This is a genomic window from Paenarthrobacter sp. TA1.8 (genome assembly GCF_048595705.1).
Classification (GTDB): Bacteria; Actinomycetota; Actinomycetes; order Actinomycetales; family Micrococcaceae; genus Arthrobacter; species Arthrobacter nitroguajacolicus.
On the sequence record NZ_CP184287.1, the window covers coordinates 1,924,756 to 1,939,398 of the forward strand.

At 63.4% G+C, this 14,643-nt stretch carries 14 protein-coding genes; 9 read left to right on the plus strand and 5 right to left on the minus strand.

Annotated elements, in window-relative coordinates:
- Positions 1 to 11 precede the first annotated feature (11 nt).
- Positions 12 to 2,528: a DNA gyrase/topoisomerase IV subunit A gene (locus ACNAOT_RS08975; protein WP_091466719.1), complete on the minus strand. Its 2,517-nt coding sequence runs from the start codon at positions 2,526 to 2,528 to the stop codon at positions 12 to 14.
- Positions 2,529 to 2,582: 54 nt separating this feature from the next.
- On the opposite strand from ACNAOT_RS08975, the gene ACNAOT_RS08980 reads away from it, so the two are divergent.
- From ACNAOT_RS08980 to ACNAOT_RS08995, 4 genes are read left to right on the plus strand one after another with little or no spacing between them, the layout of a single operon-like run.
- Positions 2,583 to 5,270 (plus strand): bifunctional GNAT family N-acetyltransferase/acetate--CoA ligase family protein, encoded by a 2,688-nt coding sequence (locus ACNAOT_RS08980; RefSeq protein ID WP_091466721.1) that lies wholly within the window; start codon positions 2,583 to 2,585, stop codon positions 5,268 to 5,270.
- Positions 5,271 to 5,327: 57 nt separating this feature from the next.
- Positions 5,328 to 6,053 carry a DUF5998 family protein gene (locus ACNAOT_RS08985; protein WP_017198895.1) on the plus strand — a complete coding sequence of 242 codons (726 nt, stop codon included), beginning with the start codon at positions 5,328 to 5,330 and terminating at the stop codon, positions 6,051 to 6,053.
- Positions 6,050 to 7,279 (plus strand): alkaline phosphatase family protein, encoded by a 1,230-nt coding sequence (locus tag ACNAOT_RS08990; RefSeq protein ID WP_420180780.1) that lies wholly within the window; start codon positions 6,050 to 6,052, stop codon positions 7,277 to 7,279. Before ACNAOT_RS08985 ends, ACNAOT_RS08990 begins: the two co-directional genes overlap by 4 nt.
- Positions 7,272 to 8,030 (plus strand): thymidine kinase, encoded by a 759-nt coding sequence (locus ACNAOT_RS08995; RefSeq protein WP_091466724.1) that lies wholly within the window; start codon positions 7,272 to 7,274, stop codon positions 8,028 to 8,030. The genes ACNAOT_RS08990 and ACNAOT_RS08995 overlap by 8 nt, the downstream gene beginning before the upstream one ends.
- Here ACNAOT_RS08995 and sepH read toward each other — a convergent pair.
- Positions 8,027 to 9,364, minus strand: coding sequence for a septation protein SepH (gene sepH, locus ACNAOT_RS09000; RefSeq protein WP_420180781.1), 1,338 nt, complete (start codon positions 9,362 to 9,364; stop codon positions 8,027 to 8,029). The genes ACNAOT_RS08995 and sepH overlap by 4 nt on opposite strands.
- A gap of 302 nt (positions 9,365 to 9,666) precedes the next feature.
- On the opposite strand from sepH, the gene ACNAOT_RS09005 reads away from it, so the two are divergent.
- The gene (locus tag ACNAOT_RS09005; RefSeq protein ID WP_017198899.1) at positions 9,667 to 9,966 is read left to right on the plus strand and encodes a DUF4193 domain-containing protein; all 300 of its coding nucleotides are present in this window, start codon (positions 9,667 to 9,669) and stop codon (positions 9,964 to 9,966) included.
- Positions 9,967 to 9,982: 16 nt separating this feature from the next.
- Here ACNAOT_RS09005 and ACNAOT_RS09010 read toward each other — a convergent pair whose 3' ends face one another.
- Positions 9,983 to 10,480, minus strand: coding sequence for a DUF3093 domain-containing protein (locus tag ACNAOT_RS09010; protein ID WP_178995522.1), 498 nt, complete (start codon positions 10,478 to 10,480; stop codon positions 9,983 to 9,985).
- An 86-nt stretch (positions 10,481 to 10,566) separates the two neighbouring features.
- On the opposite strand from ACNAOT_RS09010, the gene dut reads away from it, so the two are divergent.
- The 4 genes from dut to ACNAOT_RS09030 all read left to right on the plus strand — a co-directional run bounded on the left by dut (position 10,567) and on the right by ACNAOT_RS09030 (position 13,180).
- Positions 10,567 to 11,106 carry a dUTP diphosphatase gene (gene dut / locus ACNAOT_RS09015; RefSeq protein WP_091466729.1) on the plus strand — a complete coding sequence of 180 codons (540 nt, stop codon included), beginning with the start codon at positions 10,567 to 10,569 and terminating at the stop codon, positions 11,104 to 11,106.
- Between the two features lie 118 nt (positions 11,107 to 11,224).
- Positions 11,225 to 11,983 carry a DUF3710 domain-containing protein gene (locus ACNAOT_RS09020; protein ID WP_420180782.1) on the plus strand — a complete coding sequence of 253 codons (759 nt, stop codon included), beginning with the start codon at positions 11,225 to 11,227 and terminating at the stop codon, positions 11,981 to 11,983.
- Positions 11,984 to 12,086: 103 nt separating this feature from the next.
- Complete coding sequence (locus ACNAOT_RS09025; RefSeq protein ID WP_091467644.1) at positions 12,087 to 12,344, plus strand: hypothetical protein; 258 nt, start codon at positions 12,087 to 12,089, stop codon at positions 12,342 to 12,344.
- A complete protein-coding gene (locus ACNAOT_RS09030; protein ID WP_420180783.1) occupies positions 12,341 to 13,180 on the plus strand; it encodes a DUF3159 domain-containing protein in 840 nt (279 codons plus the stop codon). The genes ACNAOT_RS09025 and ACNAOT_RS09030 overlap by 4 nt, the downstream gene beginning before the upstream one ends.
- Here ACNAOT_RS09030 and ACNAOT_RS09035 read toward each other — a convergent pair.
- Together ACNAOT_RS09035 and ACNAOT_RS09040 are read right to left on the minus strand one after the other, a co-directional pair.
- Positions 13,147 to 13,884: a potassium channel family protein gene (locus ACNAOT_RS09035; RefSeq protein WP_017198904.1), complete on the minus strand. Its 738-nt coding sequence runs from the start codon at positions 13,882 to 13,884 to the stop codon at positions 13,147 to 13,149. The genes ACNAOT_RS09030 and ACNAOT_RS09035 overlap by 34 nt on opposite strands.
- On the minus strand, positions 13,884 to 14,555 hold the full coding sequence (locus ACNAOT_RS09040) for a potassium channel family protein (RefSeq protein ID WP_091466734.1): 672 nt from the start codon (positions 14,553 to 14,555) through the stop codon (positions 13,884 to 13,886). Before ACNAOT_RS09040 ends, ACNAOT_RS09035 begins: the two co-directional genes overlap by 1 nt.
- Positions 14,556 to 14,643 lie beyond the last annotated feature (88 nt).

Consider the following 14,643-nt stretch of genomic DNA (forward strand, 5'->3'; position numbering starts at 1 on the left):
ATTATTCCGCGTTATTCCGCGGCGTCAGCCCATGCCATGCTCGGACCGATGGCTTCCACGGGCTGGGACAACGGAACGCCGGATCCATCCCTGCGGCCATGTTCGTGGGGAAGTGCCCTTGCGACGCCCGCTGTTGAGGAAGCCTTCGCCGGACCATGACCTGCCCAGGCCAGGAGCAGTGTGTCCTCGCCTTTGAGGAAACGGTGGACCCGCACCCCGCCGGTGGCCCGGCCCTTCACGGGGTACTCCTCGAAAGCGGTCACCTTCGCAGTTCCCGGTGCCGTCCCCGGCAAGGCGCCGTTCGTTCCGGCAATGGTCACCACGACGGCGGCAGGGTCGTCCGCGCGAACGGTACCGAAGTGGATCACTTCGTCGCCGGCCGCAAGCTTGATGCCGGCCATGCCACCGGCCGTACGTCCTTGGGGGCGGACATTGGAGGCACTGAATCGAAGCAATTGGGCCTGCCGTGTCACGAAGACAAGGTCGACGTTGTCCTCCTGCGCCGGTTCCACCGCGAGCACCGAGTCCTTGTCCTTCAGGGCGATGATCTCCCAGTCTTCACGGTTCAGCGGGTAGTCCGGCTGAACACGCTTGACCACGCCCTGGACCGTACCGATGGCGAGGACGGAGTCCAGGGGGACGAAGGCAACCAGGGTTTCACCCTTGAGCAAGGTGATGAAGTCCTTGGCGGGGACGCCGCCGGCCAAGTTGGGGAGACCGGAGACCGGAGGCAACACGGGCATGTCCATCACTTGGAGCCGCAGCATGCGGCCTTGGGATGTGACCGCACCAATTTCTCCCCTGGCAGTGGTCTTGACCACTGAGCGGAAGACATCGTGCTTGGTCCGGGGGCCCGATTCGGCCAGCGGTTCCTGGTTGGACGTCCGGGCGATCTGTCCGGAGACACTCAGCAGGGCCCAGCAGGGGTCGTCCGGAATTTCCAAGGGTAGCGCTGCGGCTTTGCCCTTCGGCCCGGGTACTGACGCTGCCAGGGCCGCAGCCACCGTGGGGGAGACGGCTTCTGACTCCAAGAGGACCGTGCGGCGGGGGGTGCCGTACTTTTCGGCGACCACGGCCAACTCACCGGAGACAAGATCGCGGAGCAGTTCATCCGAAGCCAGGATGGCCTCCAGGGCCTCGATCTCGCGGCGGAGTTCGTCCTGTTCCTTCTCCAGCTCAAGGCGGGAGTACTTGGTCAACTGCCTCAGGCGCAGTTCCAGGATGTAGTTGGCCTGGATTTCGGTGAGGTCGTAGATGGACATGAGGCGTTCACGCGCGGCCGAAGCCTCGTCCGAAGAACGGATGATCTGGATGACTTCGTCGATGTCCACAATCGCGATCAACAAGCCCTCCACCAAGTGGAGGCGGTCCTTCTTCTTGCCCAGGCGGAAGGACGTGCGGCGGCGCACCACATTGAGGCGGTGTTCAACGTACACCTGCAGCAGCTGCAGGAGGCCCAGCGTCTGCGGCTGGCCGTCCACCAGGGTGACGTTGTTGATGCCGAAGGAATCTTCCATGGGCGAGTAGCGGTACAGCTGCTGGAGGACGGCGTTGGGATTGAAGCCGTTCTTCAACTCGATGACCAGGCGGAGGCCGTGATTGCGGTCCGTGAGGTCAACGACGTCGCTGATGCCGGTCAGCTTCTTGGAGTTGACGGCATCCTTGATCTTCTCGATGACCTTTTCCGGGCCCACCATGTAGGGGAGCTCAGTGACCACCAGGCCGGTGCGGCGGGCGGACAGCTGTTCCACTTCAACCTTGGCGCGGGTCTTGAAGGATCCACGCCCCGTGGCGTAAGCGTCACGGATTCCGTCCAATCCCACGATGCGGCCACCTGTGGGGAGGTCGGGCCCCGGGATGAACCGCATGATCTCGTCCAACGTGGCACCGGGGTTGGCGATCAGGTGACGAGCAGCGGCGATGACCTCCACCAGGTTGTGCGGAGGCATATTCGTGGCCATACCAACAGCGATGCCCGTGGTGCCGTTGACCAGCAGGTTGGGGAAAGCGGCGGGGAGCACATCCGGCTGCGTCAGCTGGTTGTCGTAGTTGGGGACAAAGTCCACCACGTCTTCGTCCAGGTGGTCCGTCATGGTCAACGCGGCGGCCGCCAAGCGTGCCTCTGTGTAACGCGGTGCTGCCGGGCCGTCGTCGAGCGATCCGAAGTTGCCGTGACCATCGATGAGGGGCAGGCGCAGGGAAAAATCCTGCGCCATGCGCACCATGGCGTCGTATATGGCGGTGTCGCCGTGCGGGTGGAGCTTACCCATGACTTCGCCCACCACGCGGGCGCTCTTGACGTGTCCTCGATCCGGGCGGAGGCCCATGTCGGACATCATGTACAGGATGCGCCGTTGAACGGGCTTCAGTCCGTCGCGGGCGTCCGGGAGGGCACGCGAGTAAATCACCGAGTAGGCGTACTCCAGGAAGGAGCCTTCCATCTCGGACGTGACGTCGATGTCGACGATGTTCTCGGTGAAATCGCCGAGGGGCTCGGCTGTGCGTGCGGATTTTTGGCTGCGGGCCATGGGGTCGGTGGATCCTTAAAGATGTACTGCGGATGTTTTAGCTAGGCTAAGCCTATGGTGGATCAGCCCGGCGTCGGCATTTATCCGGAATATTGGGAAGCTGATGTCGTGCTGCGCGACGGCGGGACAGCCCACCTTCGGCCAATACGACCCGAAGATGCCGATGCTTTGCAGGCGTTCCACGCGGGTCAGTCGCAGGCCTCCATCTACATGAGGTTCTTCTCTTTCAAGCCAAAGCTCTCCGGCAAGGAGGTTCGGCGCTTCACGGAAGTGGACCACATCAACCGCGTGGCGTTCGTCATCACCATCGGCGGCGAAATCATGGGGATTGGCCGCTACGACAGGCTTGAAGATCCCACCGAGGCCGAGGTTGCCTTCAACATTTCCGATGCACACCAGGGACGTGGAATCGGCTCCATCCTCTTGGAGCATTTGGCGGTTGCCGCCCGGGAAAACGGCATCCGCCGCTTCACGGCCGAGGTCCTGCCGGACAACCGTAAGATGCTGATGGTCTTTGCCGACGCCGGCTACGACGTCAAACGACAATTCGACGACGGCGTTGTGAGCGTTGAATTCAACATCGATCCCACGGAGAAATCGCGGGCCGTCATGGAGTCCCGCGAGCACCGCGCGGAGGCGCGCAGCGTGCGGGACCTGTTGTCGCCGTCGTCGGTGGCTGTCATCGGTGCCAGCCGCAAGTGGGGGACGGTGGGCTACCAGCTCCTGGAGCACATTATTGAAGGCGGCTTCAAAGGTCCGGTCTACGCCGTCAACCCGGAGGCATTCGAACTCGCCGGGATGATCTCGTTCGGAAACTTGTCCGAGATCCCGGGGCCGGTGCAACTGGCCATCGTCGCTGTTCCCTACGAGGAAGTGCCCAAGGTAGTGGACGACTGCGCCGCTGCGGGCGTCAAAGGCATCGTGGTGGCCACCGCCGGATTTGCCGACGACGGCGAGCGGGGACTCGCCCGCCAGCACGAGTTGGTGCGGCGGGCCAGGGCGAACGGAATGCGCGTCATTGGCCCGGAATCCCTCGGGATCCTGAATACGCACCCGGCGGTCTCATTAAACGCTTCGATGGCCCCCGCGATGCCCCCGAGGGGCAGCCTGGGCTTGTTCAGCCAATCGGCTGCCGTGGGTGTGGCGGTTTATGCAGCCGCCAGCCGCCGCCGGCTGGGGTTGTCATCGTTCCTGTCCGCAGGAAACCGCGCCGACGTTTCCGGCAACGACGTCATGCAGTACTGGGAGGACGACGCCGATACCTCCGCCGTGGGCCTCTACCTTGAGTCCATCGGCAACCCCCGCAAGTTCTCCCGCTTGGCGCGCAGATTGTCCCGCAACAAACCCGTGATCGTTGCCAAGTCCGATGTCACCGGCCTCAGCCTGCCGCCCGGGCACGAGGTTCGCACCACCCAGGCGCCATCCGCGGCAGTGGACGCGATGATGCGGCAGGCAGGCGTGATCCGGGTTGAGACCATCGAACAACTCATGGACATTGCCCAGATCGCGTCCTCCCAGGAGCTGCCCAAAGGACCGGGCGTAGCCGTCTACTCAAATTCCGTCGCGCTGGCCAAAGTGGTGGCCGACAGTGCCGGACCCCTTGGGTTGGATGTGGGCCGCCTTGTGACGGACATTGATCTGGACGCCGGTATGTCATTGGCGCTTCCTGCACTTCGGGCAAGTCTGCAGGAAAGCCTCGCGGACGACTCCGTGCACGCCGTTGTGGCGGCCCTCCTCCCGGCCCGCGGGCTTACCGTGGAATCACTCGCGGGCGTCCTCGCCGAATGCGCTGCCGAGGCTGGAAAGCCTGTGGTGGCGGCCTTCACCGGAATCCTGGATCCCTCCGTGCAAGTCGAGGGCATGGTGGGCGGAGCGGGCAAGCCTGTGCTGCCGTGCTACTCCAATGCCGGTGCCGCCGTGGCGGCCCTGGCGGCGATCGTCCGTTACGCGCAGTGGCGCGACCGTGACCAAGGGCTTTTCGTGGAGCCCGACGGCTGCGATGTCGACGGCACCAGGGAAACGCTGAACGCGATGCTGGCCGGCGTCACGGGCGAAAAGATCAGGAAGCTCGACGCTGGTGCAGCCGCCGCACTGCTGTCGGGCTACGGGATTGATGTGGTGCCGACTCTCGGATTTGGTACCCCTGACGAGGCGGTGCAGGCCGCGGAGACTGTGGGATGGCCCGTGGTCCTCAAGACCACGGATCCCGCATTGCGGCACCGGCTGGACCTCGGAGGCGTTCGGCTGGATATTCAGGACGCCGAATCCCTTCGTCAAAACATCGCCCAAATGCGCCGTGCTTTGGAACCTTATGGATCGCCCTCGCTTGAGGTGCAGGCCATGGCGCCGGTGGGGCAGGCCTGCACCTTCCGTGCCATGGAGGACCCCTTGCTGGGGCCGGTCCTGTCGTTCGGCTTGGCCGGGGATGCCGTGAACCTGCTGGACGACTGGGCGCATCGGGTCCCGCCGCTATCAGCTGCGGACCTGCACGATGTCATCCGCTCGCCACGGGCGTCCCGAAAACTGTTCGGCTACCAAGGCCTGCCCGCCGTGGATGTTGAAGCTCTGGAGGACATTGCGGCCCGGCTCGCCAAGCTAAAAGATGATCATCCAGGAATCGCGTTGGTGGAATTCAACCCCGTACTGGCGGGGCCCTCGGGTGCCACCATCCTTGGCGCGGATGTATGGATCGGCAATGCGGCACAGCGCACGGACAGTGCCCGGCGCGCGATGCGGGGTTAGCCACAGGACTGGACCTCGCGGTTAGGTAGTCACCAAGCGATCTGTGAAAATGGGGGAATGAGCACCCAGTCTCCGACGCCTCAATCCCGTCCGTCCAACGCCGGGCACCACACCTCCCATCATCACAGCTCGCAGGGACAGAGCCTGGACCAGGCGCTGCAGCAGGCAGGTTTCTACCCACGGCTGGTGGCCGACGTCGTCGATGACGCCCTGGATGGCCGGGAGTGCCTCTCCCACCTGGTCCACTTGGAGACCCATTTCGACCGTGCCGAGGTCCGCAGGCACATCACTGTGCTGGTGCTCACGGAGGACATGCTGGTGATCACTCACGTTGATGACCAGCAGCTGGATGAGGCCGGAGAGCAGATCGTTGCCCAAGTCTCCACTGAGTCTGTACCCGTGGCCCAGATCCGCTCGGTGGTCCTTAGCTACATGTATTCGCAACCCCAGGACTACAAGCCGTCCGATCCTGTCCGGGAGATGACCTTGTCCATAGCATGGTCCGGCGGGCAGCGCCTGGACATGGGGCCGGCGAGCTGCGGGGATCCCCAGTGCGAGGCCGATCATGGCTACAGCGGAACCATCGCCCAGGAAGATATCGTCCTGCGGATCAGCGCTGAGGCGGACGGACTCCAAGCGGTCCAGGACGCCAAGATTTTTGCCCGTGCGCTGCGTGCGGTCAACACGGGCAATCCTTCCCCGGCCCAACACGCCAGCATCCCTGCACCGAGGCCGCGTTCGGGCGTCTTCAGCAACCGCCTCAGCCGCGGACACCAGCGTTGAGGGAAACCGCACAGAACCCGGTGAGCACGTCTTCGGGGACCAACCCGGCCGCTGACCTCCCATCGCCCCCGCTTTTCGGAAGCAAGTCCATAGCGGAAGTCCTGACCAGCGCTGCCGCATCCCTGGGCATGCCGGGCTTCACCAACCACCTGCAGCTGCCGCCAGCGCAGCGTGTCTGCGTGGTCCTTGCCGACGGCCTCGGCCGTGCCCTCTTGAAGCAGAAGTCCTCCCACACGCCTTTCCTCCGGACAGTCATGGCCGGGGGACAACGCAACGTTCCCACGTGGGTAGACGCCGCCTTCCCCAGCACCACTGCGGCATCCCTCGCGAGCCTCGGCACCGGTTTGCCGGCCGGCCAGCACGGAATGGTGGGCTATGACGTCCTCGATCCCGACCAGGACAAAGTAGTGAACCTCCTGGGCAATTGGGATTCCCAAGTGGACCCTGCACAGTGGCAGCCTCACCCGACGGTCTTTGAGCGGCTTGCCGGAGAGCTGGACGTCGTGACCGTCAGCCTGCCTCAGTTCGGAAATTCCCCGATGACACAGGCTGCCCTCCGGGGAAGCCGCTTCGTCGGCGGCACCACGCTGCATGCCCGCACCGCCGCCGCCGCTGAGGCTATGTCCGGTGGTGGACGTTCCCTTATGTACTTCTACGCCAACGAGTTGGACAAAGCAGGCCACCGCTACGGCTGCCAGTCGGATCGTTGGGAGCACCAACTCGAAGAGCTCGACTCTACGGTCAAGAGGCTGTCTGCCACGCTGCCCGCCGGCACCACCATTCTGGTGACCGGCGATCACGGCATGTTGGACGTCCCGGAATCCCAAAGAATCGACTACTCCGCTGATGAAAAGCTGGTAGCAGGAGTCCGCCACACTGCCGGGGAGCCGCGCATGGTCCACCTCTATCTTGAACCGGATGCCACTCCGGCCCACCGGGAATCCCTGATTGAGGCATGGCGTCACCGCTTTGGCGAAAGGATCTGGGCCTTTACGCGGGAGCAAGCCGTGGATGCAGGGCTGTTCGGCACAGTTCGCCCTGAGGTGGCTCCGCGCATTGGCGACGTCATGATTGCCGCACGTGACACGTTGGCCCTCTATGACACGCGGAGGGCCCGCCCGGCAGCCCTGGAGGTTGTAGGGCAGCACGGTTCACTGACCAAGGCCGAACGCGAAGTACCACTGCTGTGCTTCGCCGCTGCCGGCAAGAAGGGCAAACGTGGCTGAGCTGGTCTTCTTCTCAGGCACCATGGACTGTGGCAAGTCCACCCTGGCCCTCCAAATGGACCATAACCACCGTGCACGCGGTCGCGGAGGTGTTCGGTTCAGCTGCAACGACCGCGCAGGTGATTCAAGGATCTCCAGCAGGCTGGGCCTGCAAACCGACGCCGTGGAGGTTGTGGGCGACACCGATTTCTGGGACGAAGTGGTGGCCCGGCGAACCAACGGACTGCGGGTGGACTACCTCATTTGTGATGAGGCCCAGTTCTACTCGCCCACCCAAGTGGAGCAATTGGCGCGGGTTGTGGATGAGATGGAGGTGGACGTCTTTGCGTTCGGCATCACTTCCGACTTCCGGACCAGACTGTTCCCTGGCTCGCAGCGGCTCATCGAACTCGCTGACAAAGTGCAGGTCCTGCAGGTCGAAGCTTTGTGCTGGTGCGGCCGCCGGGCAACGCAGAACGCCCGCACCGTAAACGGCATCATGGTGGTGGAGGGCGACCAGGTGATGGTGGGCGACGTTGCCCCGCAAAACAGCGGCGACGAAGCCGGGCCTGCGGAGGGTGCATCCGCTGGGAGTCCGCCCGCAGAAGCAGGTCCTGCTGACGCAGTGGGTTACGAGACGTTGTGCCGCCGGCACTACATGAGGCGTGTCACAGCTCATGGCGCCAACCTGATGGCCGGCGCAGACCAGCCGCTGCCGTTCGACGTCGATGCGTGCCTCTGGCCCGGTGCAGGGGCCCTTAGGCGCGGCTAGTCGCCGCGGGCCCCAAAAACTATCTCGTCCCAGCTCGGGATGCTGGACCGCTTGGGGCGGGACGGCTGGCGTTCCGCAGGGGCATCCACATCCTTACGCACGTCAGCGTCGTTCTGGTCCTCTGCAGGCATTTCGTCCTGACGGGCGTCCTGGGAAGATTGCGCACGGTCGGCTTCGTCTTCTGCGCGGGGTTGCGGGTTACCGCTGCCGCCGAGGAGTTCGTCAAGTCCTGCAGGCTTGCGTCCTGCCAGTGAAGTCACAGGTCGAAGCGGGCTGGCTACCACCGTAATTTCACGCGTGTCTGTGCTGACTCCGTTGTGGAGCTTCAGTGAGTCGTCGCCGTCGTCGGGCGACTCGAAGTGCCGCGGAGCGAGGCTTAGCCTGGACATCATCGAAGGACGCCCGTCTTTACGTGTGGGCTCTTCCGCAGCAGGAGCCACCGGCTCGACATCCGTTACACCAGGTGCCTCGGCCTCGTCTATTTCCTCACCGGGTCGCGGGTGTGCTGCGGGAACGTTGCTCAAGAGGACTGCCAAGGCGTCGTCGCCGTCTTCATCCACGCCAAGGCGCTGTCCGCGCCGCGAACGGAGCATTTCCAGCAGGCTGTCGGATTCTTTCGCGGACGCGCGTGCTGCTGTTTCGGCGTCGTTCTCGAAATCGAACGGCCTGTCCGAGACGGCAGCAAGCCGCCGGGCCGGGACCGGGCCGTCCATCGGCTCAAGTTCGCTGAGTTGCTGGGCCCAACGGTTGGCATTCTGCAGCGACTTGCGCTGGGGACTGAAGGTCCACATGGCAGGCGGTTCTTCGCCAATGCTTCCGTGAGCGCCGGGGACAGCTTCGAAGCGTGCGACGACGGTCCAGGTACCGTCCGGGCGGCGCCAGGAATCCCAATCCACGGAGGAGGAATCAATACCGTGCGCTGAAAGCCGGTAATCAACCATCTCGCCAAGTGTGGCCGGGTTGTCGCCGAAAGCGGAGCGGTAGATGTCATGCCCGGGAGCAGGGGCGGCAACTTCGATGTTTCGGGCCTGTCGCACTACGTACTCACGCTCTGCAAGCACAGGGCCTTCATAACGTTGGACGTTGGCAAGGGGGAGGCCGGAAAGCTCTGCAACTTCCATGGCCGTGGCTCCGCTGCGGATCCGGGCCTGAATATCGCGGGGCGACATGGAAATCGGCGTGTTGGAGGCGCGAGCGGCCACCTGGGCAGGGGTACGGCTCGCCGCGGCCCTCAAGGCCTCGTCGATCGGAAGCTGGAACATCGCACCACCGGGGCCGCTCAAGAGCAGATGCCCGCCGTCGTCGTGGACGCCTACCAGTCGTAGATCCTGCATAACACCCTCCACCACATGGCATAACTGACATTCGAAACTCTGCCACTCGCGGGGGGCTTTTCCTACTAGGGCAAAGGGCGTGCCGTGATATTCCGCTGAAACCCGGTTCATTCCGGAAGGCTTTTCAACCGAATCCACAGCAAAAGTGCATCTATGGACATTTCGGGCCTGCGGGAGGACAATCTGGCCGAGATCGGGCACAAATCCGGGGCGTCCGGCGTTTGCACCCATAAGCCGGCGACAGGGAAGTTCCTGCGGCCGGGTTTCCATCCCGGAAAAGGTACGGAGGACGAAGAAGGACCATGGCCACGGACTACGATGCCCCTCGAAAGACCGAGGAAGACGTCAGCGAGGATTCGCTGGAAGAGCTCAAGACGCGCCAGTCGGGGAAGCAGTCCTCCGCGGTGGACGTCGATGAGACCGACCTTGCCGATGGCTTCGAGTTGCCGGGCGCGGATCTTTCCGGTGAAGAGCTGCTCATTCAGGTCATGCCACCCCAGCCTGACGAATTTACGTGTTTCAACTGTTTCCTGGTGAAGCACAGGTCCCAGATAGCCGCTGAACGGGACGGGCACCAGTACTGCACCGAGTGCGAAAGCTAGGCGCAGCGTCCCGGTGTCAGACCCGTGGCGTGGTGAGTGCCGAAACGAGCTCATCGGGCCGGCGCGAGGATGCCAGCCAGTATGGGGTCCGGTCTGCAGGGTCCGTGATTTCAATCTTGACGACCGGATCGATCCAGCCGCGGAAGCACATGTAGGCGAGTCCATTCAGGCGTGGACCCCGCTCAGCGGTGGCTTCGCCTTTTTTGAACGCCTGGACGGAACCTACGTACTTCCGGTCGATGCTCGCACGACCCACCCTGACGGTGTCAGCGGTGACCGTGATGGTTGGCGTAGAGAGCACCAACATGATGGTCATGATGGCCAGCAGCACCAAGGCGGCGGTGATGCCGGCTGCCGCGCTGATGGGACCAAACATCAGGACGCCTGCGCCGGAGAGGCCCACAACCACAACCCAGATCCAAACGGACGGCCACAGCTTCTCGGTGTACAGGACCTCTGAGGCCGAAGGGGTGTTCCGGGCAGGCACAGGGGAAGACTGGTCAGGCGTAGGCATGGGTCCAGCTTATCGGGCATCGGCAACGGGCTTCGCCCCGGACCGACCGGGCCTTGTACCGGAAGGTCCCAGTAGAATGAATCACTGTGAGCAACGAGACCGCAGTATTCAGTACAGAGGCAACCTCCGCAGTCGCGGATAATGGCGAAAGCACGGCAGCGTACGGCGCCCCCACTTTGGAGGTGCAGCTGAAAATGCTCGACGCCGGGTTGGAAGCACCGTCCTACGCGCACCCTGGCGATGCGGGTGCCGATCTCCGTGCCCGCGAGGACGTGCACCTTGCCCCCGGCGAAAGAAAACTGGTTCCAACCGGTGTCTCCATAGCGCTGCCGGACGGATTCGTGGCCCTGATCCATCCCCGGTCCGGACTGGCAACCAAGCATGGCCTCACGGTGGTCAATGCTCCTGGCACTGTGGACGCCGGTTACCGCGGCGAGATCGCGGTCACGCTCCTGAACACCGACCAAAAAAATGCGATTGACCTCAAACGCGGCGATAGAATTGCACAAATGGTGATTCAGCGCGTCGAGTACGCGCGGTTCGTATCTGTTGACCAACTGTCCGATTCCGTTCGGGGAACCGGCGGCTTCGGGTCCACGGGCGGCTTCAACGCACCGAAGGCCTAAGAAACTACTGGAACCGGAGTGTGCCGCAGACCAACGCCTGACGCATTGGCGCGGTTTAGCGCGGTTTAACGTGGTTGCGGTTTACTTGGGGATAGACCACTACTAAGGAGAAAACCCAATGCTTTTTGGGCGCGGCAAGAAGTCCAAGGACGAGCGGTCGGACACCGCCGGCACCGTCGATGAGTCGGGTGCCGAGGCACAAGACTCCGTATCAGGCGGGTCCGGCACACCCGGTGACTTCCGGCTCGGCAAAGGTCCCTTGGACATAGACGAGATCGAAAGCCGCGATGGCTACGTTGACCTCGGTGCACTGCTGATCGCACCGGCCGAAGGTCTCCAGTTGCGGCTTGAGGTGGAAGAAGCCACCCAACGCGTGGTCGCTGTGACCATGGACCTCAACGGCTCCAGCTTGCAGCTCCAGGCGTTTGCGGCACCGCGTTCCGAAGGCCTTTGGGACGAGATCCGTGAACAGATTAATCAGTCTGTAGCGAGCCAAGGCGGAGAAACCGAAGAGGTTTCCGGAGCTTTCGGCACGGAGCTGGTAGCCAAACTGCCCGCTGAAGCTACTGACGGCAGCCGTGGCTTCCGTGCTGCCCGCTTCATGGGCGTGGACGGGCCACGATGGTTCCTCCGTGGTGTCCTTGGCGGGCAGGCTGCCTTGGAACGCGATGCCGCAGCAGGTCTGGAAGATCTGTTCCGCAAGGTCGTGGTGGTCCGTGGCGATAATCCGATGCCTCCCCGCGAATTGCTGCAGCTGCGCCTGCCCAAGGATGCTGCGGTACCGGGCCAGGCCGGCGCTCCCCAAGGCGCCGTTCCCCCGGAAGAGCCCGCAATGCAGCAGCCGGAGCGAGGGCCGGAGATTACCCAGATTGGTTGATTCCTCCGGGCACAGCGGAACATCCGGTCAGAGGCCCCCGGAGCAGGGAGTTCGGGATCTTCCTGCGCGGGGCAGGGCCGTTTGTACCGGTTTCATCGAGTCCGTGACTCATCAGCCGCCCAGCGAACAGCCGTTCTTCTCTGCTGTGGTGGTGGATACCCTGAGGCAGGGAGACCAGCGCGCTTCCGGGGGAAAAAAGCCCTATGACCGTCTCCGCGTGATCTGGCTGGGCAGGACGCGGGTCCCCGGCATTGAAGCCGGTGTGGAACTTCGCTTGAACGGCATGGTAACCCAGGTTGATGGCCTTCCGGCCATGTTCAATCCCCGATACGAAATACTTTCCCGTCAGGAGCACCTATGACCGTGGCCAACGGATCAGAACCGAAGGACACAGGGCGCCCGACGCCGCCGCAGGAAGAAGTTTCGTTGCCCGGAGAGGCCAAGCCAGGTGCTGCCAAGCCCGGAGAGGCCAAGCCAGGTGCTGCCAGCCCCGGTGCTGACTCACCGAGTGTGTCTGAACTCGCTGCGGGTTATGCCGAAAAAGCCGGTCTGCACCGGAACAGCGCGGGGCACGTGGATATGCTGAAGTCAGCGGGCGGCGTCCAGGGTATCGCCGAGAGCATCCTCCCCGGACTTGTCTTCCTGGTCGCCTTCACCATCACCCGCGATCTCACACTGTCCCTCATCGCAGCGCTGGCTACCGCCGCCGTCTTCACCGTGGTGCGGCTGATCCAGCGGCGTCCTTTGACGCAGGCGCTGGCAGGCGTAGTGGGCGTGGGCATTTCCGCTTGGCTGGCCAACACCACAGGTAAGGCAGAGGACTTCTACGTCCTCGGATTCTTCACCAACATCGCTTATATCGCGGGCATGGTGCTTTCCATCGTGCTCAAGTGGCCGGTTGCGGGGCTTTTGTTCGGTTTCGTGCGCAACGAGGGACTTGAGTGGCGAAAGGACCCCGAAAGGCTCCGCGCCTACAGCCTGGGTACGTGGATCGTAGTGGCGGTGCTTGCCCTCCGCCTGGTGGTTCAGGTGCCGTTGTACTTCATGGGGGAGCCAGGACTGACGGCGTTGGCAACCACCAGGTTGTTGATGGGAGCTCCGCTGTACATCCTGGGCCTCTGGGTGGCGTGGCTTGTCACTAAGCCTGCTGGCGAGCCGGCACCTCAGCCGTCGAAACCGTCGTCCTCAGCTGATTGATCGGCTGCTTCGGCAGCATCGTCACGGGGTTCCCGGCCGTCGTCGGAACCTGGTGACAACAGCGCCCTCAGGCCGTCCTCGGCCGCGATGGTGGTGACGAAGAAGAGTTCGTCGCCGCCATCCAGGACGTCATCACGCGTAGGCGTGATGGGGGCGTGGTCGCGCAGGATTGCCACCAACGTCGCATCTTCCGGCCAGTCGATGCCGCCTACCGTGCTGCCAATGACGTGGGAATCATGCGGAACAGTGAACTCAACGATTGAGGCCACCCCTGTCTGCAGGGTCAACAGGCGCACGATGTCGCCAATCTCAACAGCCTCTTCCACGAGGGCCGTCATGAGCTGCGGGGTGTTGACGGCCACGTCTACGCCCCAGGAGTCATTGAACATCCAGTCGTTCTTGGGGTTGTTGACGCGCCCCACGGTCCGCCCCACGCCGAATTCGGTTTTGGCAAGCAGGGATACCACCAGATTCACTTTGTCGTCACCTGTGGCAGAAACCACGACGTCGGCGTCCTCGAGTTTGGCGTCCTGCAGGGTGCTGAGTTCGCAGGCGTCGCCCACCAGCCAGCGGGCACCTCGAAGCCCGCTGCGCCCAATGACTTCGGGCTTCAGGTCAATGAGGAGAATCTCGTGTTTGTGGGCGAGCAATTCACGCGCGATGGACGAGCCGACGCTGCCTGCGCCAACAATGACAACTTTCACTAAGACTCCTTGGCGGGTGCTTTGGCGAGAATCCGGCTGATCTCGGAGGTTCTGTCCAGGCTCACCATCGCGTGGACGGTATCGCCCTCCTGGTAGGCGGTGCCGGCTTGCGGCAACAGGCCTTCACCAAACCTGGTGAGGTACGCGATACGGATTCCGGCGGCGGACTCGATGGACTCCATGCTGTGTCCGATCCAATCCTCGTGCAGATCCACTTCGGCCAGTACCAGGCGGCCTGAGGGCTCGCGATAGTCACCGGCAAGGTGCTGCTCGGGGAGTATTCGGCGCAGGACCTGGTCGGCACTCCAGCGGACGGCTGCGACGGTGGGGATGCCGAGCCGCTGGTAGATTTCGGCGCGGCCGGGATCATAGATGCGTGCCACCACATGGGCAACATGGAATGTTTCGCGGGCTACGCGTGTGGCCAGGATGTTGGAGTTGTCGCCGCTGGAAACGGCGGCGAAGGCGTAGGCCTCTTCCACTCCTGCTTGCTTCAGGGTGTCCCGGTCGAAGCCGACCCCGGTGACTTTGCGACCCGTGAAGGTGTTGCGGAGCCGGCGGAAGGCCCGCTCGTCCTGGTCGATGATGGCCACTGAGTGGCCTGCATCCTCCAAAGTGTGTGCCAGGGTTGCGCCAACACGGCCGCAACCCATGATCACGAAGTGAGCCACCGTGTCTCCTTATGTGTGTTGTCCATCCCGCTCGGTATGACTTTACCGGTGCAGCGCGGGTAAGCCGGCGACAACCGTCATGACATCC